Source organism: Alcaligenes sp. LTN-3 (assembly GCF_059735605.1).
The window spans coordinates 717,998-742,348 of the sequence record NZ_JCAPDN010000001.1 but is presented as its reverse complement, the minus strand read 5'-3'; the positions used below and the strand labels follow the sequence as shown (position 1 = coordinate 742,348).

Below are 24,351 nucleotides of genomic sequence, written 5' to 3'. Positions count from 1 at the left end.
TGTTGTACTATCAGAGTTTAAGCGCCTATAGCTAAAATTAACAGATCTTGGCGGGATTATTTTTCCACGAAGGCGCGTTCAATTACGTAGTCACCGGGCTGACCAACACCGGGCGACACTTCAAAACCGCGTTTATCGAGCATGGCGCTAATGTCGGCCAACATAGCTGGGCTACCGCACAGCATGGCGCGATCCTGAGCGGGATCCAGTTGAGGAATGCCCAGGTCTTCACACAGCTTGCCCGTTTCGATCAGATCGGTAATTCGGCCGGTATTGCGAAACGCTTCGCGGGTAACGGTGGGGTAATACAGCAGTTTTTCGCGTACCACTTCGCCAAAGTATTCGTTCTGTGGCAATTCGTTCTGGATGAAATCGGAGTAGGCCAATTCGCTGACGAAACGTACGCCGTGAACCAGTACGACTTTTTCAAAACGCTCGTAGGTGTCGGGGTCCTTGATGATGCTCATGAAGGGAGCCAGACCGGTGCCGGTACCAAACAAGAACAGATTGCGACCTGCGCGCAGGTCGTCAATAACCAGAGTGCCAACGGGTTTGCGGCTGACCAGAATGGTATCGCCTTCCTTCAAGTGCTGCAGGCGCGAGGTCAAGGGGCCATCCTGTACCTTGATGCTGAGAAACTCCAGGTTTTCTTCGTAGTTGGCGCTGGCAATACTGTAAGCGCGCATCAGCGGCTTGCCATCAACTTCCAGACCGATCATTACAAAGTGCCCATTATGAAAACGCAGGGCGGCGTCGCGGGTGGTGGTAAATGAGAACAGGGTGTCATTCCAGTGGTGGACGCTGAGCACTTGTTCGGTATTGAAAGCTGCCATGGTAGGTATCGTCTAAAGGGGCAATATCGCCCGGATCAGTAAGCAAATATTTGTCCATTGTACCGAGTTCCCTCGGTAAATCCATGCTCATTCACCGATACGATTTGATCGCAATCAGGACTTACCATTAAGTTCTGGGATCTGCTTTTTTCTGCTTTGGCGTGGATGACACGGCGATTTTTAGCTGGTGAGTGGGCTTGTATGTCAAATAGCTCTTGCCTAGTTTCTGCATACGTTTGATAATCATTCACATTTTCCGACCTCGTATCGGTTCTAACGTTATTTCCGTCTGTTTTTGGAGTGTTGATCATGCGCTTTACTCTTCGTAGTCGTGCCCTGACCCAAGCCTTGCTTCTGTCCGCGATGGGCACCATGTCGATGGCCGCTTTTGCCTCTGGCGAAGTCAACCTCTACACCACACGTGAACCTGGCTTGATCACTCCCCTGCTGGAAACCTTCAGCAAGGACACGGGCGTGAAGGTCAATACCGTGTTTGTCAAAGACGGTTTGATCGAGCGCGTGAAAACCGAAGGCGACAAATCCCCTGCTGATATTTTGATGACGGTAGATATTGGTAATCTGCTCGATCTGGTCGAGGCTGGTGTTACCCAGCCTGTTGAGTCCGCCACCTTGGACAGTGCAATTCCTGCCAATTTGCGTGGTGCAGATAAGCAGTGGTATTCCCTGTCTCTGCGCGATCGTGTGGCGTATGTGGCCAAGGATGTGGATGTAAAAAGCATTCACTACGAGGATTTCGCCGATCCTAAATGGAAAGGCAAAGTGTGTATCCGTTCCGGTCAGCACCCTTACAACACGGCTTTGGTCGCTGCCATGATTGCCCATAACGGTGCACCAGCAACCGAGCAGTGGCTGCGCGGTGTGAAAGACAATCTGGGCCGCAAGGCAGCCGGTGGTGACCGCGATGTAGCCCGCGATATTCTGGGCGGCATTTGTGATATCGGTATCGCCAATGCTTACTACGTGGGCCGCATGAAAAATGCTGAACCCGGTAGCGACTCCTACAAATGGGGTGAAGCGATCAATGTGGTCCGCCCAACTTTTGCCGATACCAAAGGCGGTGGCACACACGTGAACATCTCCGGTGCCGCCGTGGCCAAGCATTCTCCTAATAAAGACAATGCCGTCAAACTGCTGGAGTACCTGGTTTCCGAAAAAGCCCAGAGCCTGTACGCCAAGGCCAATTACGAATACCCGGTACGCGCTGGCGTTGAGCTGGATCCTGTTGTTGCCAGCTTCGGCCCCATGACGATTGATCCTTTGCCTCTGACTGAAATTGCCAAACACCGCAAGCAAGCCAGCGAGTTGGTGGATAAAGTTGGCTTCGACAATTAAAATCGCCCTACTCTTTTTCTACGACCGCCAGCTTTGAGAAATCAGAGCGGCGGTCGTCGCGCATTTAAGCGCCTGTAATACCTAGCCTTTCATAATGCCTTTTTTTCGTCGTCTGCCCCTTTGGTCCCTGGCTGCCGCTGTGATTGCCCTGATTGTGGCAGCGCCCGTGATTACTTTGCTGACCCACGCCTTAGGCGGCTCGACCGAGCACTGGTCACACCTGTTCCAGTTTGTTCTCCCCCATGCAATGAGTAATACCTTGCTGCTGCTGTTGGGCGTGGGGGTAGTAGTGAGCTGTTTGGGAGTGGGATCCGCCTGGCTGATTACCGCCTACGAGTTTCCCGGACGGCGGATTTTGCAATGGGCATTATTGCTGCCTCTGGCGGTGCCAACCTATATCGTGGCCTTTGCTTACCTGGATTTGTTACATCCGATCGGTCCGATTCAATCGGCCATTCGTTATGTTTTGGGCTATAGCAGCCCGCGTGAGTTTCGTTTGCCGGATTTGCGCTCTTTGGGTGGTGCGATTTTCCTGTTGGGTTCGGTACTTTATCCCTACGTCTATCTAAGTACACGGGCTATGTTTGCCACCCAATCGGCCAGTTTGCTGGAGGCGGCACGCATTATGGGGGAGTCGGGCCGCAGTGTGTTTTTCCGTGTTGTTTTGCCCATGGCTCGACCGGCCATCGCAGTGGGCGTCAGTCTGGCCTTGCTGGAAACGCTGAATGATATCGGTGCTTCCGAGTTCCTGGGCGTACAGACCTTGACGGTGTCCATCTACACCACGTGGGTGACACGTTCTGATTTGGCAGGTGCGGCACAAATTGCTGTTTCCATGCTCTGTCTGGTTGCGGCGCTGATCAGCATCGAGCGCTATGGTCGCCGTCGCCAGGCTTACTCCAGTAATCAGCGCTCTGAACCTATCCGACCCACCAGGCTGAAAGGCTCGGCAGCGTGTATCGCTATTGCTTTGGGGTTGGCGCCTGTGCTGGTGGGTTTTATTGCCCCGTCCCTGTATTTGTTAAATGAGACGATCAAGCATGTGACTTTGGCAGGTGGCGTGTCGGCGCAATTACTGAGCAGTGCCTGGAACACCTTGTATATCGCCGCGCTGGCAACCGTGGCGACTTTGACCTGCGGTCTGGTCGTCGCCTGGGCAGCTCGTGCGGTACGTTCGGGACGCAAACCACGTCTGGCCCGTTTTCTGGCCGGTGTCAGCAGCCTAGGTTACGCCATTCCAGGGACTGTACTGGCAATTGGACTGTTGACTCCCTTGGTCCTGTTTGACTCTTTCTACAATCAAATCATGTCCTGGTTTGGCGTCTCCGCCACAGGTTTGTTGTTGATGGGCTCGACCCTGGCTTTGGTCTTGGCCTATACCTTGCGCTTTCTGGCGATTTCGATTGGCGGTATTGAAGCCGGACTGGCTCGTATTCCAGCTTCCCTGGAACAGGCTTCCCGTTTATTGGGGGAGTCTCCGGCAGGTACGTTAAAACGCGTACATTTGCCCTTGCTGCGCCCCGCGATGGGCGCCGCTGCCCTGCTTATTTTTGTTGATGCCATGAAGGAGCTACCCGCTACCTTGTTGCTGCGCCCGATGAATTTCGAGACATTGGCAACCTGGCTGTATGCGGAAGCGGCTCGTGGGACTTACGAGGAAGGCGCCGTTGCCGCCTTGGCCATTGTTTTGGCTGGTTTGATCCCCGTTATTTTATTGGCACGTACTCAATTGATGGCCTCTGGCCCACGCGCATCATGAATGATTTTCTGGATTTGCAGGCAATTACCCTGTCTTATGAAACGTCTGAAGGCTTTCGACCGGTTGTTGATCAGCTCAGCCTGCACCTGCCCCAAGGGGAGATTGGCTGTCTGCTAGGTGCATCGGGCTGCGGCAAGACCACGGTCTTGCGAGCCATTGCCGGTTTCGAGCCTTTGCGTGCCGGACATATTCTGTTAAATGGCCATGTCTTGTCGGCTGTTTCTCATCAAGTGCCACCAGAAGATCGCCATGTGGGCATGATGTTCCAGGATTACGCCCTTTTTCCTCACTTGACGGTAGAAAAGAACGTGGCCTTTGGCCTGCGTAAATGGGATAAAGCTCAGCGTCAGGCCCGAGTGCTGGAGATGCTGGAACTGGTGGATCTGGCCCGCTTGGCGCAGCGCTATCCGCATGAGTTGTCGGGGGGGCAGCAGCAGCGCGTGGCTTTGGCACGGGCCTTGGCCCCCAAGCCTTCCCTGCTATTGCTCGATGAACCTTTTTCTAATCTGGATGTAGATACTCGCGAGCGTCTTGCGTTCGAGGTGCGCGACATTCTGAAAGGCGCAGGTATGACTGCGATTTTAGTGACCCATAATCAGGCTGAAGCGTTTGCGATTGCTGATCGTATTGGCGTGATGCAGGCTGGCAAAATTGTCCAGTGGGATTCCCCTTACAGCTTGCACCACCACCCCGTGAATGACTTTGTGGCGGATTTTGTTCGCCGTGAAGCCATCATGGCGCAGCGGGCCCAGGCCTTTTTGCGTGGGGAACCTGCGGAGCTGTAAAAACCACAGTACCGTCGTAGCCCGCTAGACGCCGTTTTCTGCTGCGGGGCGATGAGGCGCCGGTTGTTTACGTGCCCAGCAAGAATGGCTTGATCATCATCCATACCGCCATCGCAACCATCATCAGGTTTTCAGTCAGGGATACAAAGCCCAGAGGAACCTTGCTGTCGCCACCTACGCAGGCGCATTTCAGTTCACGTTTGTCGATATAAACGGCCTTGAACACAGACCAGGCCCCAATGCTGCCAATCACTAAGGCAATGGGCACCGACAGCCACATCATGGCACCAGCCAACATCAACACGCCTGCCAAGGCTTCGCCAAAGGGATACAGGTAGGCGTAGCGCACCCATCGCTGGGCGAGCAAGTCGTAGTTAAGAAACATGGTGGCAAAGCCATCCACATCTTTGAGTTTTTGCACGGCCAACAAACACATGGCAATGGCAATAAACCACTCTAGTGTCTGAAGGCGCACGATTTGCTCAAAGGTCGCCCAGGAAACGGCCAGAGCCATCAAGGCAGCCATCATCAATAAGGCGATTACAGGTGTGTAGCTGACAGCATCCTTGTCTTTGACTGTCCCGCCGAAGTGCTCGACCAGTTCGTCGTAGCCCCCTATCCGCTTTGCATCGATAAAAGTTTGCGGTGTGGTGCGGACGTGATGTTGGGCCTTGAAAGCATCGATCTCTTCCCGATTTTCAAGCCAGTGATCTTCCACTTCGTAGCCTTTACGTTTGAGCAGTGCGCGTGCTTTCAGCCCGAAGGGGCAGATATGTTCTGCCGTCACCATGCGGTAAAGCTTGGCGCGTTTGGCGGTGTGCGTAGCCATATGCGACTCTCCTTTGACGTGATGCCGTTCGGTAATTGACCTCCCTTAGACGCTTATGCAAGCGTTAATCTGCCACCCTAAACCAGGTGCTTTTGGGGATCAGTAAGCAGATGTAGAGCGTTAGGCGTGTTAGTGATCCACCGCCTGTGTCTGATCGTGATGGGGATTCAGTCTGGCGACAGTGCTGCGCAGGAAAATAGGCAAGGCTACAGCAACAAGTGCCATCAGACACAGCAAGGTATAGAGCGCTGATAGAGACAGGTCCTGACCATTCAAGATCGTGGATGGAAGGGCCAAGGCAATAAAGCTGCCAAGATGGTTCGTTGTAGTTTGTAGCGCCATGAAACGACCTCGCTGCACGTGATTGGGATAGCTCGCACTGCAAGCGCTGGCACACACAAGACGGATGTAGCTGCCTGCCATGAACAGAATCATGAATCCTTGGGCTGTGCCCCATTTCAAGGCCAGCATGATCAAGGACAGGATCAGAAGCAGTGTGCCCAGCTCAGATGTTCGGACCTGCCCCCATTTCTTGATAGCTATGGCGGACAGACGTGAGGCCAGCCAAGCCGCAACGCCACTCAGAATGAACGTCGCTGGCATGTGTTTGAGCTCAGAGCCGTAGCACAAGGTTAAAACAGGGATCAGAACCGGGATGAGCAGCAGTGACCCTGCTTGTGCAACAGCCGGCAAGCATAACCAGCGCCACGCCTCTTTTCCCAAACACAGTTGAGGTACTTGCTGGGCGGATGTGGGAGTGCGTGAAGGCAGGTAGCGATAGGCCAGCGCGGCAGCCAGCAAGCAAAGTCCGGCCAGAACCAGCAAGGCGATACGCCAACCCAGCTCCACAGCGATGAGCAAGGTGGCGGGCATTCCGACAATGCTGACCAGGGCAAATGCGCTGACGACAATCGCAATCGCGTCGGTCCGTTGCTCGGCATTCAGGTCAGTCAGCAGCAAAGCCATGGCTGCACTCATCAGAAAACCGCCGAGCAAACCGGCGCCCAGGCGCAGTATCAGAAATAGTCCAAATGCAGAACTGTTCGCGCCCCAGGCTGTGAGCACGGCCAACAGAACCAGGGCCAGTAGCAACAAGGGCTTTAAAGCCACTCGATGCATCCAGCGTGCCGCCAATATGCCAGACAAGGCGGCAGCCCCCATGTAGATGGAGGCGACATAACCGGCGTAGGTCGCAGGGACATCAAAATCCACTGCCATCCAGACAAACAAAGGCGTTAAGGCCATAAACTCCAGGGCATGAACAAACTGGATGAACGACACAGCATGGGCACAAAGCCGGGGGTGACATACGTCAGAATCAGACATGGTGATAGATACCAACAAGAAAGGCTTTAGCCTAACTGCTCTCGGTTTTGATATGCAGTCTCTATAATTTGAATGTTTATTTATCAAAACCGGGATAATCCATGAGTTCCCAACTGAATCTAAATGCCTTGCGGGTTTTTGTACAAGTTGCTGAGAGCGGTAGTTTTACCGCTGCAGCACAGGCCTTGGATTTACCAACCTCGAATGTCAGCCGCTATGTAGCGCAACTGGAGCGGCAGATTGGGCAGCGTTTGCTGGAGCGCAGTTCCCGGCAACTGCGTCTCACCAGCGTTGGCCAAGGCCTGTTTGACACGCTCCAGCCTTGGTGGGGAGCCTTGAGGCAGGCTGAGCAGGATTTGCTGGATCAACGTACCCGTTTGTCAGGCCGCTTAAGAATTTGTATTCCATCGGAGGTGGGGCCGGTTTTATTCGCCGGTGCTCTGGCCGATTTCGCGTCCCAGCACCCTGATCTGGAGCTACATTGTCAGACCAATTTGGAAGGCCCTGGCGTGCTGATGCAGGATTTTGATCTGGCTTTGTTGATGTGCCGGGGTGCTCTGCCAGACAGCAGTCTCGTGGTGCAGCCGCTATGTTCTTTCGATTGCCAGGTTGTGGCTGCGCCTGCGTTGATCGAGCAATACGGCATGCCGAGCAGCCTGGAAGAATTGGAGCATTTACCCTGCATTACGACCGATACAGCCTTGGATGGTCAGGCCTGGCAGTTTGTTTTGCCTGATGGTCGTTTTCACGTTCTGAATGTTTCCAGCCGTTTTCGCGTCAATAGCGGTTTGCTGGCTGGGGCTGGTGCCGTCAAAGGTTTGGGTTTTGCGATGTTGGCACGCCAAGGATGTGAAACCGACATTGCTCAAGGACGTTTGGTTCCAGTCCCCCTACCCTTGTCGCCTGCTCCTTTGCGTTTGGTGCTGGCTTATACGCATCGACGGCACCTGTCGAACTCGGCGCGGGCCTTGATTGAGTATCTAAAGGAGCAAGGCGAGAGCGGTACTTTGCCTGGATTAGACACGAACTAGATTTGGAGGCTGACGCTTATTATTTATCGCTTGTTGCCGGGTATCGAATGCTTTGATACTTGTCCTTGCAAGTCAAATTTTTGGGGCTGGTTGAGGATTCTCTCCGGCCTTTGTCATGTCTGGCGTGCCAAGAGCCAGGATCTGAGCTTTATACGGAGCAAAACCGGGCAGAGGCAGTTGTTACCGTCGTGCAACGTTGCGTTTCTATCGCCACGCTACTTAATGAGGCTATCGAGCAAGGACACTCGGTTTGAGCATATCAATATGAGGAATGCCGTCTTCGTCGTAGACCTCGCCCACAGGTTCAAACCCTAAAGAACCGTAGAACTTTTGCAAATGCGCCTGTGCGCCAATGCGTATGCCTGCGCCAGGATAATGGGCTTCGGTAAAGCGGATGGCTTCGGCCACCAGTGCATAGCCAATTTTCAGGCTGCGAAACTGGGCCAAGGTCAGGACGCGGCCAATCGAAGGCTCGGCATATTTCAAACCGGGCGCGACGACACGGGCATAGGCAACCAGCTCATTAGCTTTGAGCACGGACAAATGCCAGGAATGCAAATCCAGGCCGTCCACGTCCTGGTAGGCGCACTGTTGCTCGACCACAAACACGGCTTCGCGCGCCTGGATGATCGCGTACATTTCTCGCGTGGACAGATCGTCCAGCCGTTTCCATTGGAAAATCAAATCCATCTCTACTTCCATACCGATCGTGATTTATAGACTGTGTCTGGTTGATTGTCTAAGCATGAATTGCAGGTGCAAGCCGGCAATGTCCTTGCGGCTACAGAGAAATAACATACCGTGAAGGTCTGGCTCCTGGATTGCTACGTATAGGCACGACGACGGTTGGTAAGCCTATAAAAAGAGCGGCCCGAAAGCCGCTCTTTTTGTTCGTACTGGCCAAAGCCAGTGCCTTTCATCTTACAGGCCGTAGTACATGTCGAACTCAACCGGATGCGGCACCATGCGCAAACGAGTGATTTCGGCTTGTTTCAGCTCAATGTAGGCGTCCAGCATTTCATTGCTGAACACACCGCCACGGGTCAGGAATTCGCGATCTTTGTCCAGGGACTCGATAGCCTGTTCCAGCGACACACAAACGGTTGGGATTTTTGCATCCTCTTCGGGTGGCAGATCGTACAAGTTCTTGTCGGCGGCATCGCCGGGGTGAATCTTGTTTTGCACACCGTCCAGGCCGGCCATCATCAAGGCCGAGAAAGCCAGGTAAGGGTTGGCCATTGGATCGGGGAAGCGGGCTTCAACACGACGTGCCTTGGGGTTGCTGACGTAAGGAATGCGGATCGAGGCCGAACGGTTACGGGCGGAGTACGCCAGCTTGACCGGGGCTTCAAAGTGCGGAACCAGACGCTTGTAGGAGTTGGTTGAAGGGTTGGTGATGGCGTTCAGGGCACGAGCGTGCTTGATGATGCCGCCAATGTAGAACAAGGCGAACTCGGACAGACCGGCGTATTCGTTACCGGCAAACAAGTTCTGGCCGTCTTTCCAGATAGACTGGTGTACGTGCATGCCAGAGCCGTTATCACCAACGACAGGCTTGGGCATGAAAGTGGCTGTTTTGCCATAAACATGCGCCACGTTGTGGACGGTGTATTTCAGGATCTGGTTCCAGTCAGCACGCTCGACCAGAGTCGAGAAGCGAGTGCCGATTTCCAGTTGACCGGGGGCCGCCACTTCGTGGTGATGGATTTCAACAGGAACGCCCTGCTGTTCCAGCAACAAACACATTTCGGAGCGCAAGTCGGCAAACGAATCCGTGGGTGAAACAGGAACGTAACCGCCTTTGACACCAGGACGGTGCCCCAGGTTGTTGCCATTGAGTTCCAGACCGCGCGACCAAGGGGCTTCTTCGGAACGAATCTTCACGAAGCTGCCCGACATGTCGTCGTTCCAGGTAATACCGTCGAACACGAAGAATTCCGGCTCGGGACCAAAGTACGCGGTATCGCCCAAACCACTGGAGCGCAGATAGGCTTCAGCACGTTTGGCCAGCGAACGAGGGTCGCGGTCGTAGCCTTTCAAATCGGAAGGCTCGACCACATCGCAGGTCAGAATCAAGGTGGGCTCTTCACGGAACGGGTCCATACGGGCGGTTTTGGCGTCCGGGATGAGCAACATGTCCGAGGCTTCAATTCCTTTCCAGCCAGGCAAGGAAGAGCCGTCAAAAGCGACACCAGACTCAAAGCGATCCTCGTCCACCGCGTGTGCGGGGGTGGTCAAGTGGTGCTCGCGGCCCAGAGTATCGGTAAAGCGGAAATCGACAAACGTGATTTCGCGTTCGGCAATGATCTTCAGAACATCTTCGGGGGAGGACATGATTACTCCAGCGTCAATGACGTTAACAAAAAGTGAGGAGGAGTGGCGCGGATCATTGTGTAACCCACTAAGGCAGGTCTTCAACACGCTTATCAAAATCGGGGCTGAATTGATGCAAACAGACCGGCATCGATAAATTCGTTATGGCATAGGACTTACCAGAAATTAATTGTAGAGCAATTGTGCGGATGCACAATAAAAAATGTCTTAAATAAACAATTAAATGTCAGGAGCCTTCATCTGGCAGGAATGATTCCTGTAAATCATTTAAGAATCGCCAGCCTAAATCGGTGGTGCGAACGCGAACCGGGTCGGCAGCCAGCAAACCTTTCTCGATATTGCGCTTGATGACGGGAAGGATCTGCGCAAGTGGTATGCCTGTACGCTCCTGGAAGTACTGGGCAGGTACACCCTCTTTCAGACGCAGCACGTTCAGCATGAACTCGAAAGGTAGCTCTTTGGGCATGACGCGGGCGTTATGCGCATAGTGGCTACCGTCGCGCTTGATGGCGTTCTGCATCCACTGCGCCGGACTGCGGGTGGTCGCCGTACGGATAATACGGTCGTGAAAGGACAGCTTGCCGTGGGCCCCTGGGCCGATGCCGATATAGTCGCCAAATTCCCAGTAATTCAGATTGTGGCGGCTATGGCCACCCCGCTTGCTGTAGGCTGAAATCTCGTACTGGTTCCATCCACGGCTGGCAGTTAATTCGATCAACCTGTCCTGCATGGCGGCGCTATCGTCGTCATCGGGCAAGGCGGGCGGGTATTTGGCAAAGACGGTATTGGGTTCCAGCGTCAAATGGTAGAGCGACAAATGCTCGGTCTCATACGACATGGCTTGCACAATGTCCTGCTCGGATTGCGTTGGGGTCTGGCCCGGCAAGGCGTACATGATGTCCAGATTGACGCGCTCCACAGCCTTCATGGCGGCTTCAATGGCCTGCCGTGCTTGCTGGCTGTCATGAATACGACCCAGTGCCTTCAGGGCTTGATCGTTAAAGCTCTGAATACCCAAAGAAATCCGGTTTACACCGCTTTGCGCAAAGTCCATGAAGCGCGAGGCTTCCGAGGCACCGGGATTGGCTTCCAGGGTGATTTCTGCGTCGGGCAGCAGGTTCAGATGGGAACGCAGCAAGGCCAACATGCGGTCCAGCGCCTGGGCCGACAGCAGGCTGGGCGTGCCGCCACCGATAAACACGGAAATCACCTGTCTGCCCCAGACCAGTGGCAAGGTTTGCTCCAGATCGGCTTGCAAGGCGTCCAGATACTCGTTTTCGGGTAGCTCAGCCGGTGCTTCGTGTGAGTTGAAGTCACAGTACGGGCATTTGCGCACGCACCAGGGCACGTGAACGTACACAGACAAGGGAGGCAGACTGGGAAGCAAAGTGGCAGGGCCGGAGCCAGGCCGAATGCGCACTTCGGGAGAAAAAACAGTCATGTTTTTACTCGGCGGCCAGACGGGCCAGCAGTGCTTGCATGGCTTGCGCCCGGTGGCTGTATTGGTTCTTCACTTCCGGCGAGAGCTGCGCCGCGGTTTGCTTGAATTCAGGCAGGTAAAAATGCGGATCGTAGCCAAAGCCATTCTCGCCAACGGGCTGATCCTGAATCTCCCCTTCCCAGACGCCTTCAATCACGATAGGCCGTGGGTCCTGGGCATGGCGCACATACACCAGAACGGCCACATAACAGGCGCGGCGGTCGCGTTGTCCTTGCAGACGTTGGACCAGCAAAGCGTTATTGGCAGCATCGGACTTTTCACCACCCAGTTCGCGGGCGGCAAAACGAGCGGAGTACACGCCGGGAGCTTGGTCCAGGGCGCGCACACACAGGCCGGAGTCGTCGGCCAAGGCGGGTAAGCCGCTTAACTGGCTGGCATGGCGAGCCTTGGCCAGCGCATTCTCGATAAAAGTAGCAAAGGGTTCCTCGGCCTCAGGAATGTCCAATTGGCCTTGCGGGACCATGCTGATACCGGCCTGGGCCAGGATGGCGGAAAACTCCTTGAGCTTGCCGGCATTGTTGGAGGCCAGGACAACACGCTTGGATTCAGTGTTCATAAGTCGCTGCAGGCGGCAAAGCGCCCTGTTCAGTAAAAATGGCAAGGCGCCGTGCCAGGCAGTGGATGCTGCGCGGAACGGCACGGCGTCCCAATAGCAGGTTTGTCCCGCCGCCTAGCCGTGTGGCGCAGGTGGCAGGACAGACCCAATTCATAACAATCAGCCCTGCAAAGCTTGTTTCTGGGCTTGCATCAGTTCGGCAATGCCCTGCTCGGCCAGATCCAGCAAGCGGTTCAAGGTGGGTCGTGCAAAGGTCTGGCCTTCGGCAGTGCCCTGCACTTCCACCAGATTGCCGCTGCCTGTCATGACGATATTCATGTCCACGCCGCAGGCGGAGTCTTCCAGATAGTCCAGATCCAGTACGGGATTGGATTCGAAGACACCGACCGAGACGGCCGCCAACTGATCCTGAATGGGCGAGGCTTGTAGCTTGCCCTGCTCTTGTAGACCGCGTACGGCCAGACTGGCAGCCACCCAGGCACCGGTAATGCTGGCGCAGCGGGTGCCGCCGTCGGCTTGCAAAACGTCGCAGTCAATGTGAATGGTGCGCTCGCCCAGGGCTTTCAGATCGAAGACGGCGCGCAGGCTGCGGCCGATCAGACGTTGGATTTCCTGGGTGCGGCCATTTTGCTTGCCACGGGCGGCTTCACGGTCCGAGCGGGTGTGCGTGGAGCGAGGCAGCATGCCGTATTCTGCCGTTACCCAGCCCTGCTCCTTGCCTTTCAGAAAGGGGGGGACTTTGTCGAGCACGCTGGCATTGCACAAAACATGGGTTTCACCCAGACGGATCAGTACCGAGCCTTCGGCGTGACGGGTAAAACCGGTCACCAGTTCGATAGGACGGCATTGTGCAGCAGATCGACCCGAGGGGCGTGCAATCGTAGCGTTTTCAGACAAGGCTAGGCTCCGGATAACATTCAAAACGCTTATTGTACGCCTTGCGGGACAGGCCGTAGCGCCACACCCATGTCCATCCACTTATCGGCCTGACAGGTGAAAAGCAGGATCTGATGGCGTTGGGCGGCATCGTGAATAATGCGCTTCATGGCACCTAGCCGATCGTTGTCGCTGTGGACCAGCACGTCATCCAGAATCAGCAAGGTAGGACGTCCGGCTTGCTGCAATAGATCCGCATAGGCCAGGCGCGCAATCAGACCAATTTGCTCGCGTGCGCCAAAGCTCAAACCGTCGATATCGTCCGCCAGCCCTTGCCCACTGTCGCGTTGCAACCAGCGTGGGGCCAGATGCTCGTCCAGCTCCACCTGAGCCTTGCCCAAAAGCAGGCGCAGATAGTGGTTGATGTGCTTTTGCAAAGGTTCGTGTAATTGCTGGGTCAAGGCGTTGCGCTGTTCGCGCAGCACAGACAGCAGCAGGCGCAAGGCTGCAACACGGCGCTCGTAAGTGGCGCACCGACGCTGGCAGTCGTGCAGACGCAGTAAGGTCTGGTCGATTTGCTCTTCCAGACCTTGTGCTCCGTGAGTTTCCAGCTTGGTTTGCACCAGTTGGGCGGCCAGACAGGCCTCGTTATAGCTTTGCTCCTGCTGCAGGGCGCTGCGCTCCAGACGTTGCAGGTCCTGCTCCAGAACCGAGACAGGCAAGGCGGCCAGTTCGGTGGCCAGCGTCTTTTGATCGGTCAATTGTTGTTCGCGTTGCAGGCGCAACTGTCTCCATTGCTGTTCGCGCTCCTGCTGGGCTTGCTGGCGTTGCGGGTCAGCCCATTGCTGCTCCAGGCTGTTGGCTTCGGCGCGTGCCTGCTCCAGGTGGGCCTGGGTGCGGGCGACGGCTTCACGGGCGTCGTGCCAATCGCTTTCCAGCGCACGGTACTGTTGCTCGGCCAGGACCGTTGCTTGGGCGATACGGTCCCGTTCCGAGGCCTCAATCGCCTCGCCTTGTGGGCGCTGCGGGGCTACGCGCTGCTGAGCCGCCTGAACCAGGCCCTGCAAATGCGCCTTACCCTGCGGGGCAAGCGCTTTCATGGCGCTGCGTAACAATCGGTCTTGCTGCTCTTGTTCCCGATATTGCTCGCGGCGACGCTCTAATTCTTCCAGGCTTTGCGCGCCCAGTTGGCTAAGCGCCTGTGTGTATTCTTGCCGGGTTTGCGCCAATTGTTGCTGCACCTTACCCAGATCGCGACCACCCGGAATGATGCGTAGCTGGCCCATTCCGGGCAGCTCAATCAGGGTGCTGGTGCTCAGGTGAGCGCGGTGTTGGCCTTGAATGGACTCGCCATCCAATAGCAGGTTGGCTCCGTCTTGCAGTTCGATCTGCACTTCGGTGGAAATCGTCTCAAGTTGGTGTTGTAAGCGCTGGATAAGCTGATGCTGCTGGCGCACTTGGTCCAATGCCTCATCGCTTATTTTCAACTGCACCAAGGCGGCACCGCATTGAGCCAGCTGGGTTTCCAGCTTGCCCAACTCCTCCAGTTGTCCTTGCACCTGCAACAATTGCTGCTGGGTGTCTTCAAAATTGGCCTGCGCTTGAAACCATTGTTGCCAGGTACGGGCGCGCTCCTGCTCCTGCCGGCTGGCGTCTGCATGGCTGCGAGCCTGCTCCAGACGCTGGCTGAGGGTGTTGAGCGTGCCCTGCTCTTGCTCCAGCTTGGCGCCTAAGGATTTCACCTGTTCGGCGCGCTGGCTACGTTGGCTGGCCGATTCCTGATCGCGCTCCCCGGCTTGCTGATAGAGCTTTTCGCGCTCTGCCAGCATGGTCAGTGCCTGTTGTATTTCCTTGGCACGCTCCTGTAATTGGCGGGCTTGACGCAGCTGAACTTGCACGTGTTTGGCTTGTTCGCGCAGTTGTTCCCATGGGCGGTTTGTCTCGGCAAGGGCAATTTGCTTGCGGGCCTGCGCCAGTTCGTTCACCCACTGTTGATACTGTTGCAAGGCGGACTGCTGGCTTTGTAACTGCTCTTCCAGCTCCTTGGCCTCTTTCTGCGCTGCCAACCAGACGCCACGCGGCTGTCCTTGAGCCTGGGTCACATATTGGTCCAACTGTTGCTGGGCCTGTTCGATCAGATAATCCCCGTCGGCACTGGTCAGATCGGCGATTTCACTACCTAAAGCCTGCTGTAAGGTGCCGCTGGCGTGTTCGACCGAGCTGCGCAGATCCTGCCCCTGCCCTTGCTCGATCCACAACAGGCCCGGCACACCCCAGTTACGGGCCTGGCTGCTGCCTTTGGCGGCGTACTCAAAGCCCATTTGCTGGGCCAGGTACTGCTCGGCTTCATCATTGTCCAAATGCTGATTGCCTATGTACAGATCGCAGCGCTTGCGCTTCAGAAAACGCTTGCTCAGGCGCATGTCCTGGCCGTTCAGGCTGAAATTCAACTCGATTTCTGGCGCGGCCGAGGAGTCGCCCCAAGGCAGGATTTTTGTCAGGCTGCCCGTGCCATAGCGCTCGAAAAACACCGTGCGCAGGGCTTCAGCCAAGGTGCTTTTACCGGCCTCATTCGGGGCGCTGATGATATTCAGGCCCGGCTCCAGCTTGTCCAGTGAGACGGGCTGACGAAAGCGCTTGAATTGCTCGACGCGCAGGGACTTAATGTGCATGACCGCCTTCCTTATCGCGCAGCAAACCGGCCAGAATCAACAAGGCATCTTCGGCGGCTTGCTGTTGATTGCCGTGACGCAGCTCCTGCAATTGTTTCAATGCCGCCTGCAGATAGCCATCGGCTTGTAAGGCGTTCAGATCTTCCTCGGACGGGGCCAGACGCAAGGCATCGCGCTGGCAATCCCAGGCGCGACAACGGGCCTGGGCCTGCCCCAGAATGCTCTCCAGACGCTCAAAACCGCTTAGGCTTAGTTGGCCAGATAGTTCCAGCTCCACCACGCTTTGATCGGTCAACGCACTAAGTTCCCGCTCTAGCAGATCCAGGTCCGTGTCGTCATTCAAATGCTGCTGAATGCTACGCCAAGGGTGCTGGGCAACCGGCAAGGCTTGAACCGCAGGTGTTGCGCCGGGTTCGCTGATATCGACCAGCAAGGCTTGGCCGGCGTCATTATCCCGAAAGCGGTCTGGCTCGGGGGTGCCGCTGTAGTAACAGCGATCGTTGACTTTAACGGTGCCATGCCAATCGCCCAGCGCCAGATAGTCCAGATTGGCTCGTTGTACGCGGTTTTGATCAATGAGATTGTGGCTGTCCAGGTGTTCCAGCACCCCGCTGACGCTGCCGTGCGCCAAACCCAGACGCCAGTAGCCTGCTGGGCTTTCAGCCCGATCGAACCACTCGCTCAAGTCCTGGTAAGTCTGGCGTTGTGTCAACGGTGCTGGCAAGACCGCAAGTTTCAGGCTCTCCAGCAGAAACGTCTCTGGTTTATCAAGCACATGCACGTAGTTGGGAATGCAGTTCAAGCGGCGCGCGCGCGTCCAGACGCTTTCGCTCAAGGCAGCGTCATGGTTACCGGGCAGGAGTAGCCAGGGGCCGGTGAATCCCGCCATGGCATTGAAGCTGCGGCGTAGATTGCGATCGCTCAGGGTTTGCGAGTCAAAGACGTCGCCTGCGACTACCAGCAGATCAGCCTGATGTTCCGTCGCCAGTGCGGCCAGCTTCTCGATGGCCTTGAAACGCGCCTCGGCCAGGGCGGCTGCGTCCTCCAGCTCAAAACGCGAGTACTGGCGACCTATTTGCCAATCGGCTGTATGCAGGATTCGTAGCATGACTGCCCTTCGTGATGAAAAAAAATTGGCCCTCACAGGCCTTGAATGCCTAAAGTATAGAGCTTTGTAGCAGCGAGAGGAGCGGCCAAAGCCGGGACCTGAGAGTACAATTGGCGGCTTTATTCCATTCTTAAAGCGACCCACCCATGATCCGTAGCATGACCGCGTTTGGCAGTGCCAAGGCCGAGTCCGAAGCAGGCACCCTCAATATCGAGATGCGCAGCGTTAATAACCGCTTTCTGGACCTGAATCTGCGTCTGCCCGAAGAGCTGCGTTTTGCAGAGAATCTGCTGCGTGAGCTGGCTGCAAAGGGCGTGCAGCGCGGCAAGCTGGAATTGCGGGTCAACTTTGCCCGTAGTGGCACGGATCAGCAACGAAACCTGGACATGGAAGCGGTCGAGCGCACGGCGCAGATGCTGCAAGTAGCACGTGTTGCCATTCCGGACCTGCCTGCGCCCGAGTTGCATACCTTGTTGAGCAATCAAAGCGGCAATAATTCGGGCATGGACCCGCAAGTCTGGCTACCCATGGTCAGTGAGGCGTTTGAGGCTGCCTTGCTGGATTTTCAGGCCACCCGAGAACGTGAAGGCCAGCGTCTGGCACAAGCTATGCTGGCTATTCGTCAAGACATAAGCGCCATTGTGGACGAGGTCGAACAGCACCTGCCCGCAATCCTGACAGAGCAAAAGAACAAGATTGCTACTCGCCTGCATGACGCCTTGCTGCAAGCCAGCCCAGACGGCTTTGCCTTGATTTCGGGCCAAGAGCTGTCTGCCCGCGTTGCCCAGGAAGCGGCTGTCTTCTCTCTGCGTATTGATGTGGCCGAGGAAATCGCCCGCCTGCGTTCGCATTTGACCGAGCTGGAGCTGATTCTGAACGGCGATACCAGTGTGGCGTCCAACAAGAAAAGTACCCGCCAAGGCAGCACCGGTAAGCGTTTGGACTTCTTGTTCCAGGAGATGAACCGTGAGGCCAATACCTTGGGCTCCAAGGCTGGCAGCATGGATGTGACACGTGCCTCTATCGACCTGAAGCTGTGTATTGAGCAACTGCGCGAACAAACCCAAAACATCGAGTAAAACCAAGTCAGCCTCTTTTTTTTCCCTTCCCACAGTTTTTTTTGCAGGTGCTGTCTGCTTAAACCGCATTAACCCCCAAGGTTTATGCGGTTTTTTTCAGAAAACCGTCTGGTTCAGATCTGGCGGTTTTTTTGTGGGCCTTTCCGGATGATCGCCAAACTCCCGGTAGCATTTTTTTAAAAGTGGTCTGGTTGAATGAGTAAAAAACATCAACACTTTATAAGTCACCTTAATATATAAAAATAAAACAGCAATTTTTAAAATAAAAAAATAAAACAAAAATAAGAAATGATTTTTATAAACAATGAATTCACTTTTAAAAATTTAAAAACAAGTCATTAAGTTTAAATAAATACGCGCTTAATTATCTGCCTGCTAATTAGTTGGCTTGCACGTTTTGTCCTGGGGTATGGCAAATAAAGTCATGACAAACGTCATCTCTTTGACAACTGTGTTTCTGGTTTTAAAACAGCCGTTTTCTCTGTCCCTGACCTTGATACCTTGCTTGGCCTGCTGTATTTTTTCCGCCTTTTTTCACCTTTGGCCTTCCCGTACAATAGCCAGCGTTGCGCTGCACTTAGGCGGCTTATTAAAGGACAGGAAACACATGAATTTCATTTTTCGTGGAAATGAAATATTGGTCAGCAGCCAGGAAGGGCAAGCCTTGATTCCCGCCAAACCCGCTCTGGATTTAGCTCCGGCGCAATGGCATGCTCTTTTTCCGGGCGAGGATTGTCAGGATTTTGCCTGCCACGTCGCCGTCCAGACCCCGGCTCCAGATGGCTTTATCTTTCGTCCCTTGCGCGGCGTGCTCTCGCAGTTGGGCGATCAAGCCAGTCTGGTGAACCGGGCTTTTCAAGTCTCAGAATGGGCACGTAGTCATCGTTACTGTGGGGTGTGCGGCTCCGCCATGGAACGCGTCAAGCATGAGCTGTGTTTTCGCTGCACTTCCTGTGGCTTCTCGGCCTACCCCCGAATCTCCCCGGCCATGATGGTGCTGATCCGCGACAAGGACCGTATCTTGTTGGCCTGCCACTCTACGTATGCCACGGCGCGTTACACCGCTTTGGCCGGTTTCGTGGAAGCTGGTGAGAATCTGGAAGAAGCCATTCACCGCGAGGTGATGGAGGAGGTGGGACTGCGCGTGGACCGTATCCAGTATTTCGGCAGTCAGTCCTGGCCTTTTCCACATTCTTTGATGGTGGCTTATACCGCCGAATATGCGGGCGGTGATTTGCGTATCCAGGCTGACGAGATCAATGACGCGCGCTGGTTTGGCCCGGGTGATGCCTTGCCGGATCTGCCCCATACCGATTCCATTGCGGGTCGTTTGATTCGGGCCAATCTACCGGGCCAGGCCCAGCGTTAACCCTTGCCTCAGGTCGCCAGATGCGCGGCAACATGGCGCAGCATGCGGCCAAAGTCTTCGCGCTCATCAGGACTGAGCACGGACAGGGCGTTATCAATCATTGCCTTGGCGGCGGGCCAGACTTGCGCATAGCGTTCGCGGCCCGTTTCGCTCAGGTACACACGCATATAGCGACTGTCGTTTTCGTCTGCGCGACGCTGAACCAATTCACGCTCTTGCATTTGATCAATTACCCGGCTCAAGACCGGTTGATGCACGACAATGGCCTTGGCAATTTCACCGATGCTGCGCCCGTCTTCATCCCACAGATATTGCAAGACCCGAAAATGCACATAAGTCATATTGTGCTCACGCAAGGTGGTCGATCTTAGCGTTTGGTCCAACTTGTAGATAATGCTTGCCATCTGGAAGGCCAGATTGGTTTCTACACAGCTATCAGGGATGGAAACGGAAGTTTTGCTCATGGTGCCTTGGAGGAGTCAGTCCTGCGCTTGACGCCCCATGAAACCGGAGCGACAAGCGGACCGTCAGTATACTAGCGGCGCTCTGCTTGGACAGTGCCCGTCGGCGTATGACTGGCAGCGCGGAAAATCTGCGCGTAGCTCCAGGGATTGGACATGGCAGAACGCACAACTTGCGTACGCACGGCATCGGGCAAGGCACTGATCTCGCCATATAAACAGGACCACTTCTGGCAGTGCTCAACAATCTCGCGCTCATTGTTCTCCCAGGCCTCCAAGGCGTCGGGTATATCGCGCACATCCTGCACCTTTTCCAGGAAGGTGGCCAGAGCCAGACCATTTTGCATGGCCATGCCCCCGCCCTGCCCCAGATTCGGAGGTTGAGCATGAGCGGCGTCACCTAAAATCGCCGTACGGCCGCTGGACCAGGTTTTGCAGCGTGTCACACTGTAACGACCCCAACTGACTGGGCCATCGGCACGCGCAATCAGGTGTGCCCAATGCGGGAACAAAGCGGACCAGTATTCCTTGTCGATCTGGGTATTGCTGGCGCGCACATCGTCGTGTGGACAAGTCAGGGCCAGATAGGTTTGGGTTTCACTGACTGGCGTAATCAACAGACGATGCAGGCCGTTCCAGTTCTCGATGTATTTTTGAGCATCTTGCTCTTGGGTGTCGCCCGGCCTGCGCTCGATCATGGTGCGTAAGGCCCCTTCGCGAGTTTGCTCGTGTACCAGCTCCAGCCCCAGAGCCTGGCGGATACGTGACCAGATGCCATCGGCGCCTATCACCAGATCAGCACGCAAGCGCTCGCCCGAGGCCAATTGAACTTCCCCGCGTGCGTTAGCGGCGATGACTTCTACATTCGTGCGAACCTTCACGCCGGCGCGCTTGCCTGCTTGCTCCAGGGATTTCAGCAGTTGCGAGCGCATGACGGTAATCAGCCGACGATCGGCCGGTGTGGGGCCGCAATCGATGACTTCGTTATTCAGGTCACGCTGTTCAAAATGGCTACCGTAAAAGGCACCTTCAATGGCTTGCTCGTAGGCCCCTAAGGCCTTCAAAACGCGCAGGCCATTTTCCCAGATATAAATACCGGAGCCATTGGCGCGCAATTCAGACTGGCGCTCCAGCACGGTGACATCCCAGCCACGCTGAGCCAAAGCGGCAGCGCTTGCCAAGCCACCCAGGCCACCGCCTGCGACCAAGGCACTTCGTTTTTTATCGGACATGCTGGTTTCCTTAAACTTGCGCCCACAAAGGCAAAGAGTGATGGCGATCCAGAGCGCGCTCGCCTGCCTGCGTCACATACCACTCGCTGAGCAGACCGTCCGGATCACGTAAGAAGAAAGCGCGCTTCCAGGGCAGGTTCACATCGTAAACGGGGATGATGTTCTGGGCTTTCAGGCGCTCCAGCGTTTGTTCCAGATCCTGAACGCTGGCCAGCTCGAAACTACCATGAGAGAAGGAAGCTTGTTTGTCACGTACCAGAATCAGGCTGTAATCATAATTGGCCAGGCCGGCACGTAAATAGACGACTCGATCGTTTTCATAGACCACGTCCAGACCAGCGACGTCGGTATAGAAGTGGCGCATGGCGTCCAACTGAGCGGTACGCAGCACGGCGTGGGTGACACGACGGGGTTGGACCGGGGCGTCAGGCACTGTTTCCAGAACCGGGTCAGCATCGTAGCGGCCTTCGGAAAATGGCTCCTGCCCTTCGGGATCCCAGCGGCTGGTCAACAATTCCATGGGGCCACCTAGCACGCTGCGCCAGTCTTTAATGGTGTCGCAGTAGAACTCGTTGTAGTTGCCATCGGGGTCAAACATATAGACGCTATGGGCGACCTGGTGGTCCACTGTCATGTCAATGTCGCACCCCTGCTCTTTTGCTCGCCTCCAGCCAGCCACCAGTTCAGCCTCGTTCTCCAATTCCCAGGCCAGGTGATTCAGGCCGGGGTTCAGGCCGATCGTGCCGGGCAGTTGCAGCAGACCGTCACGGCCATAGCGATTCACGCCTTTGGTCGTTTCCATCATGCCCAGGTCATGGGGAGTGTGGCCGGTGCCCAAAAAGGTGGCCACCAGATCAGGCTCGGTAAATTCCACTTTCAGGCCGCAGACCTGGCTGTAAAAATCTTCACCGCGTTGCAGCTCATCAACCCACAGGTTGACGTGGCCCAGACGGCGGGGCTCAAAGCACGCGGCTTGGATGGAGTGGGAAGTTGTTTGTGTCATAGTCTCTCCTCCTGGGTATGACGATTCATGGTCTGCAACACGGCCAGCGTCAATGCGCTGTCGCTCTGCTCCAGATCCATCAAGACGTTGAAATGATGTCGGTTGGGCACGGACATGCTCTGCACCAGGCAGCCCGCCAGCTCGCATTGCCGGGCGTAGTGACGGCTTTGTTCGTGCATGACGGCCGGTTCCAGTGCGCCCCAGGCCACGAGCACGGGGGTTCCTTGCGCTGGTGGGTGCAAAGCCGGGCTATAGCGTTGGGCTTGTTCGTCGTCCAACTGCAGCCAGTCATTCACGGCGGTCTGCAAGATGGGATGCAAATCCATCACGCCGCTGAGAATGCTGGCGCTGTGGATCAGGCGCTGTTCGCGTTGGGCATCGGCCGCCAGCAACATGCCGCTTAAGTGCCCTCCTGCCGAGCTGCCACTAATATGAATACGCTGTGGGTCGCCATTGAATTGCCTGGCATGCGCGTGAACCCACTGCAAAGCGCGTTCGCATTGCGCCACGATCTGCGGCAGGCGGTAAGCGGGAGCCAGGCCGTAGTCCAGGCAAATCACTGTGGCACCGGCGGCATGCAAGCTTTGCGCCATCATGGCCGAGTCGTCCTTGGATAACATGCGCCAGTAGCCACCATGAATGAACAAATAAACCGGGGCACCGGCGTGGCGGGCTGCATAGACATCCAGTTTTTCTGCCGGGTCATCGCCATAGGCGTGCGTGCTGAAACAAGTGCTCAAGGCAGCGCGGGCCCGTTCACTGGCGTGCTGGTAGGCGGCCATTTCAGCGTCAAAATCAGCCACCGAGGCCTGGAGCCGGTATTGCTCCAGGTCTGCCGGATCAAAAATAAGTTTGTTCATTTCTTTAGTCCGGCTGTGCTGACGGCAAGCGGTTCAATAGGAGGAAACCGATAAAAACCAGCACTTCTACCGCCAGGAAACTGCCAAAGGCCCAGACGTAGGAGCCGGTCAGACTCAGCAGCAGGCCCAGCAAGGACGGCGCGACAAAGGTGGCAAACACACCGCCCATCTCGGCATAGCCAGCAGCACAGGGGCCCAGGTTCACGCCATAGCGTTCACCCACGTAACTGAAAATAGCGCCACCATGAAAGACCCCTACGCCACAAAGAATGGCCACGATCAGCAAGCCGCTGTAGGGCAATGCCTGCCAGGCAACCAGAACACAGGCGCTGGCCGCCAGAATGGTGAGCCACATGCCCACACGCATCACGCCAACACGGGTGAAGCGGTCGCTGACGTAACCGCCCAAAATCAGGAAAAAGACCTGGGACAAACCCATGATGGTGCCGAACAAGGGGGCTTGTTCGGGGGCCATTTTCTGCACATCAATCAAGGCAGGAATCAGCCAGGTCGCCGTTGCGGCAACCGAGAACAAGGCACCAAAAATGGCCAGAATGCCCACCCAGATCCAGGGGCGTGCGGCAATGGAGCGCAATACACCGGCGTCGGTTTTGATCTTGTCGTGAGGATCCTGATAAGGGCCGGCGCGTACCACCAATTGTGTGATCAAGCAGGCGCTTAATGTCAGCCCGCCCAGGACCAGAAAGAAAGCACGCCAGCCATGCGCCATGGCGTAAGGCAGACCCAAGGCAAAATCCAGGGTAATGGCCAGCGAATAGGCGGCCAGAATAATGCCCAGTACCAGACCCTGGCGGCGTGGCGCAAACCATTGCATGACGATTTTCATGGACCCGACCCAGACGGCGGAGTCAAAAAAGCCCACCACCAGACGCAGCAGAAAGAGCTGCGTGAAATCCTGCGCCTGGGTCTGCAGCAGCATGAGCAAGCCGCTGCCACCCAAGCCAATCAGGTACAAACGGGCCGAGCTCATGGAACGACCACGTGGTGCCCAGAACAACATGCCCAGCGCGAACGAAACACCGAAAGCGCCCTGCACCAAGCCAGCTTGTGCGGGGCTGAGTGACAGGTCTGCCGACACAATTTTGATAACGGCTGCAAAGCCATAAAAGTCGGCTGCCAGGCACATCTCACCCAGCACAGCCATTAACAGCATGAGCAAGGCCACTGCGCCGCGTGGCTTGGCCTTGTCGAGCGGATTTCCGATAACCCCCTGTTCCACCATGTCATCCTCTCCTTTTGGATAAATGTTCAAGCTGAGTGTTTGTCAGACACACTCTTCAATTGCTTTAAACATGAAGGATTATGGTGATTCGACTTAATCTATGTCAATACATATGTATTAGCATATAACCTATAGTGAGGT

The 24,351-nt window shown here is 55.7% G+C and carries 22 protein-coding genes; 6 read left to right on the top strand and 16 right to left on the bottom strand.

The window, feature by feature from the left end; all coding sequences use genetic code 11:
- Window positions 1-56: 56 nt before the first annotated feature.
- Window positions 57-833: a ferredoxin--NADP reductase gene (locus AC6I6N_RS03590; RefSeq protein WP_094196688.1), complete on the bottom strand. Its 777-nt coding sequence runs from the start codon at window positions 831-833 to the stop codon at window positions 57-59.
- 35 nt (window positions 834-868) lie between these two features.
- On the bottom strand, window positions 869-1,144 hold the full coding sequence (locus AC6I6N_RS03585) for a hypothetical protein (RefSeq protein ID WP_159063921.1): 276 nt from the start codon (window positions 1,142-1,144) through the stop codon (window positions 869-871).
- Here AC6I6N_RS03585 and AC6I6N_RS03580 point away from each other — a divergent pair.
- The 3 genes from AC6I6N_RS03580 (at window position 1,143) to AC6I6N_RS03570 (ending at window position 4,730) form a co-directional block, all read left to right on the top strand.
- Entirely contained in the window at window positions 1,143-2,186 is a 1,044-nt protein-coding gene (locus tag AC6I6N_RS03580; protein ID WP_094196687.1) for a Fe(3+) ABC transporter substrate-binding protein, read from the top strand. The genes AC6I6N_RS03585 and AC6I6N_RS03580 overlap by 2 nt on opposite strands.
- Window positions 2,187-2,280: 94 nt before the next feature.
- On the top strand, window positions 2,281-3,945 hold the full coding sequence (locus AC6I6N_RS03575) for an ABC transporter permease (RefSeq protein ID WP_094196686.1): 1,665 nt from the start codon (window positions 2,281-2,283) through the stop codon (window positions 3,943-3,945).
- Window positions 3,942-4,730 (top strand): ABC transporter ATP-binding protein, encoded by a 789-nt coding sequence (locus tag AC6I6N_RS03570; RefSeq protein WP_094196685.1) that lies wholly within the window; start codon window positions 3,942-3,944, stop codon window positions 4,728-4,730. Before AC6I6N_RS03575 ends, AC6I6N_RS03570 begins: the two co-directional genes overlap by 4 nt.
- Before the next feature lie 67 nt (window positions 4,731-4,797).
- Here the strand turns inward: AC6I6N_RS03570 and AC6I6N_RS03565 are convergent, their stop codons facing one another.
- Both AC6I6N_RS03565 and AC6I6N_RS03560 read right to left on the bottom strand, forming a co-directional pair.
- The gene (locus AC6I6N_RS03565; RefSeq protein ID WP_199827891.1) at window positions 4,798-5,559 is read right to left on the bottom strand and encodes a MauE/DoxX family redox-associated membrane protein; all 762 of its coding nucleotides are present in this window, start codon (window positions 5,557-5,559) and stop codon (window positions 4,798-4,800) included.
- 129 nt (window positions 5,560-5,688) lie between these two features.
- Window positions 5,689-6,885: an MFS transporter gene (locus tag AC6I6N_RS03560; protein ID WP_094196684.1), complete on the bottom strand. Its 1,197-nt coding sequence runs from the start codon at window positions 6,883-6,885 to the stop codon at window positions 5,689-5,691.
- Window positions 6,886-6,986: 101 nt separating this feature from the next.
- Here AC6I6N_RS03560 and AC6I6N_RS03555 point away from each other — a divergent pair, with 101 nt between their 5' ends.
- The gene (locus tag AC6I6N_RS03555; RefSeq protein WP_094196683.1) at window positions 6,987-7,916 is read left to right on the top strand and encodes a LysR family transcriptional regulator; all 930 of its coding nucleotides are present in this window, start codon (window positions 6,987-6,989) and stop codon (window positions 7,914-7,916) included.
- Between the two features lie 228 nt (window positions 7,917-8,144).
- On the opposite strand, the gene AC6I6N_RS03550 is transcribed toward AC6I6N_RS03555, so the two are convergent.
- The 7 genes from AC6I6N_RS03550 to AC6I6N_RS03520 form a co-directional block, all read right to left on the bottom strand.
- Entirely contained in the window at window positions 8,145-8,606 is a 462-nt protein-coding gene (locus AC6I6N_RS03550) for a GNAT family N-acetyltransferase (RefSeq protein ID WP_094196682.1), read from the bottom strand.
- Between the two features lie 231 nt (window positions 8,607-8,837).
- Window positions 8,838-10,250 (bottom strand): type I glutamate--ammonia ligase, encoded by a 1,413-nt coding sequence (gene glnA / locus AC6I6N_RS03545; protein WP_094196681.1) that lies wholly within the window; start codon window positions 10,248-10,250, stop codon window positions 8,838-8,840.
- Window positions 10,251-10,476: 226 nt separating this feature from the next.
- Window positions 10,477-11,691, bottom strand: coding sequence for a radical SAM family heme chaperone HemW (gene hemW, locus AC6I6N_RS03540; RefSeq protein WP_094196680.1), 1,215 nt, complete (start codon window positions 11,689-11,691; stop codon window positions 10,477-10,479).
- Between the two features lie 4 nt (window positions 11,692-11,695).
- The gene (rdgB, locus tag AC6I6N_RS03535) at window positions 11,696-12,307 is read right to left on the bottom strand and encodes an RdgB/HAM1 family non-canonical purine NTP pyrophosphatase (protein ID WP_094196679.1); all 612 of its coding nucleotides are present in this window, start codon (window positions 12,305-12,307) and stop codon (window positions 11,696-11,698) included.
- 159 nt (window positions 12,308-12,466) lie between these two features.
- Window positions 12,467-13,204, bottom strand: coding sequence for a ribonuclease PH (gene rph, locus AC6I6N_RS03530; RefSeq protein ID WP_108727480.1), 738 nt, complete (start codon window positions 13,202-13,204; stop codon window positions 12,467-12,469).
- Between the two features lie 29 nt (window positions 13,205-13,233).
- Complete coding sequence (locus AC6I6N_RS03525) at window positions 13,234-15,855, bottom strand: AAA family ATPase (protein WP_497943229.1); 2,622 nt, start codon at window positions 15,853-15,855, stop codon at window positions 13,234-13,236.
- A complete protein-coding gene (locus AC6I6N_RS03520) occupies window positions 15,845-16,963 on the bottom strand; it encodes a metallophosphoesterase (RefSeq protein WP_321277788.1) in 1,119 nt (372 codons plus the stop codon). The genes AC6I6N_RS03525 and AC6I6N_RS03520 overlap by 11 nt, the downstream gene beginning before the upstream one ends.
- Before the next feature lie 146 nt (window positions 16,964-17,109).
- On the opposite strand from AC6I6N_RS03520, the gene AC6I6N_RS03515 reads away from it, so the two are divergent.
- Both AC6I6N_RS03515 and nudC read left to right on the top strand, forming a co-directional pair.
- On the top strand, window positions 17,110-18,042 hold the full coding sequence (locus tag AC6I6N_RS03515; RefSeq protein WP_094196675.1) for a YicC/YloC family endoribonuclease: 933 nt from the start codon (window positions 17,110-17,112) through the stop codon (window positions 18,040-18,042).
- Window positions 18,043-18,649: 607 nt separating this feature from the next.
- The gene (gene nudC / locus AC6I6N_RS03510) at window positions 18,650-19,411 is read left to right on the top strand and encodes an NAD(+) diphosphatase (RefSeq protein WP_094196674.1); all 762 of its coding nucleotides are present in this window, start codon (window positions 18,650-18,652) and stop codon (window positions 19,409-19,411) included.
- Window positions 19,412-19,419: 8 nt separating this feature from the next.
- Here nudC and AC6I6N_RS03505 read toward each other — a convergent pair whose 3' ends face one another.
- The 5 genes from AC6I6N_RS03505 to AC6I6N_RS03485 all read right to left on the bottom strand — a co-directional run bounded on the left by AC6I6N_RS03505 (window position 19,420) and on the right by AC6I6N_RS03485 (window position 24,210).
- Window positions 19,420-19,875, bottom strand: coding sequence for a MarR family winged helix-turn-helix transcriptional regulator (locus AC6I6N_RS03505; protein ID WP_094196673.1), 456 nt, complete (start codon window positions 19,873-19,875; stop codon window positions 19,420-19,422).
- A gap of 71 nt (window positions 19,876-19,946) precedes the next feature.
- Complete coding sequence (locus AC6I6N_RS03500) at window positions 19,947-21,104, bottom strand: FAD-dependent monooxygenase (RefSeq protein WP_346548589.1); 1,158 nt, start codon at window positions 21,102-21,104, stop codon at window positions 19,947-19,949.
- Between the two features lie 10 nt (window positions 21,105-21,114).
- The gene (locus tag AC6I6N_RS03495) at window positions 21,115-22,107 is read right to left on the bottom strand and encodes a VOC family protein (RefSeq protein WP_346548591.1); all 993 of its coding nucleotides are present in this window, start codon (window positions 22,105-22,107) and stop codon (window positions 21,115-21,117) included.
- Entirely contained in the window at window positions 22,104-22,967 is an 864-nt protein-coding gene (locus AC6I6N_RS03490; protein ID WP_346548593.1) for an alpha/beta hydrolase, read from the bottom strand. Before AC6I6N_RS03490 ends, AC6I6N_RS03495 begins: the two co-directional genes overlap by 4 nt.
- A 4-nt stretch (window positions 22,968-22,971) precedes the next feature.
- On the bottom strand, window positions 22,972-24,210 hold the full coding sequence (locus AC6I6N_RS03485; RefSeq protein ID WP_108727475.1) for an MFS transporter: 1,239 nt from the start codon (window positions 24,208-24,210) through the stop codon (window positions 22,972-22,974).
- Between the last annotated feature and the right edge of the window lie 141 nt (window positions 24,211-24,351).

Excerpts from the sequence above, each read along its gene's own strand:
- AC6I6N_RS03590 (WP_094196688.1), bottom strand. The coding sequence starts at position 833 with ATGGCAGCTTTCAATACCGAACAAGTGCTCAGCGTCCACCACTGGAAT.
- AC6I6N_RS03580 (WP_094196687.1), top strand. The coding sequence starts at position 1,143 with ATGCGCTTTACTCTTCGTAGTCGTGCCCTGACCCAAGCCTTGCTTCTG.
- AC6I6N_RS03585 (WP_159063921.1), bottom strand. The coding sequence starts at position 1,144 with ATGATCAACACTCCAAAAACAGACGGAAATAACGTTAGAACCGATACG.
- AC6I6N_RS03575 (WP_094196686.1), top strand. The coding sequence starts at position 2,281 with ATGCCTTTTTTTCGTCGTCTGCCCCTTTGGTCCCTGGCTGCCGCTGTG.
- AC6I6N_RS03570 (WP_094196685.1), top strand. The coding sequence starts at position 3,942 with ATGAATGATTTTCTGGATTTGCAGGCAATTACCCTGTCTTATGAAACG.
- AC6I6N_RS03565 (WP_199827891.1), bottom strand. The coding sequence starts at position 5,559 with ATGGCTACGCACACCGCCAAACGCGCCAAGCTTTACCGCATGGTGACG.
- AC6I6N_RS03560 (WP_094196684.1), bottom strand. The coding sequence starts at position 6,885 with ATGTCTGATTCTGACGTATGTCACCCCCGGCTTTGTGCCCATGCTGTG.
- AC6I6N_RS03555 (WP_094196683.1), top strand. The coding sequence starts at position 6,987 with ATGAGTTCCCAACTGAATCTAAATGCCTTGCGGGTTTTTGTACAAGTT.
- AC6I6N_RS03550 (WP_094196682.1), bottom strand. The coding sequence starts at position 8,606 with ATGGATTTGATTTTCCAATGGAAACGGCTGGACGATCTGTCCACGCGA.
- glnA (WP_094196681.1), bottom strand. The coding sequence starts at position 10,250 with ATGTCCTCCCCCGAAGATGTTCTGAAGATCATTGCCGAACGCGAAATC.
- hemW (WP_094196680.1), bottom strand. The coding sequence starts at position 11,691 with ATGACTGTTTTTTCTCCCGAAGTGCGCATTCGGCCTGGCTCCGGCCCT.
- rdgB (WP_094196679.1), bottom strand. The coding sequence starts at position 12,307 with ATGAACACTGAATCCAAGCGTGTTGTCCTGGCCTCCAACAATGCCGGC.
- AC6I6N_RS03525 (WP_497943229.1), bottom strand. The coding sequence starts at position 15,855 with ATGCACATTAAGTCCCTGCGCGTCGAGCAATTCAAGCGCTTTCGTCAG.
- AC6I6N_RS03520 (WP_321277788.1), bottom strand. The coding sequence starts at position 16,963 with ATGCTACGAATCCTGCATACAGCCGATTGGCAAATAGGTCGCCAGTAC.
- AC6I6N_RS03515 (WP_094196675.1), top strand. The coding sequence starts at position 17,110 with ATGATCCGTAGCATGACCGCGTTTGGCAGTGCCAAGGCCGAGTCCGAA.
- nudC (WP_094196674.1), top strand. The coding sequence starts at position 18,650 with ATGAATTTCATTTTTCGTGGAAATGAAATATTGGTCAGCAGCCAGGAA.
- AC6I6N_RS03505 (WP_094196673.1), bottom strand. The coding sequence starts at position 19,875 with ATGAGCAAAACTTCCGTTTCCATCCCTGATAGCTGTGTAGAAACCAAT.
- AC6I6N_RS03500 (WP_346548589.1), bottom strand. The coding sequence starts at position 21,104 with ATGTCCGATAAAAAACGAAGTGCCTTGGTCGCAGGCGGTGGCCTGGGT.
- AC6I6N_RS03495 (WP_346548591.1), bottom strand. The coding sequence starts at position 22,107 with ATGACACAAACAACTTCCCACTCCATCCAAGCCGCGTGCTTTGAGCCC.
- AC6I6N_RS03490 (WP_346548593.1), bottom strand. The coding sequence starts at position 22,967 with ATGAACAAACTTATTTTTGATCCGGCAGACCTGGAGCAATACCGGCTC.
- AC6I6N_RS03485 (WP_108727475.1), bottom strand. The coding sequence starts at position 24,210 with ATGGTGGAACAGGGGGTTATCGGAAATCCGCTCGACAAGGCCAAGCCA.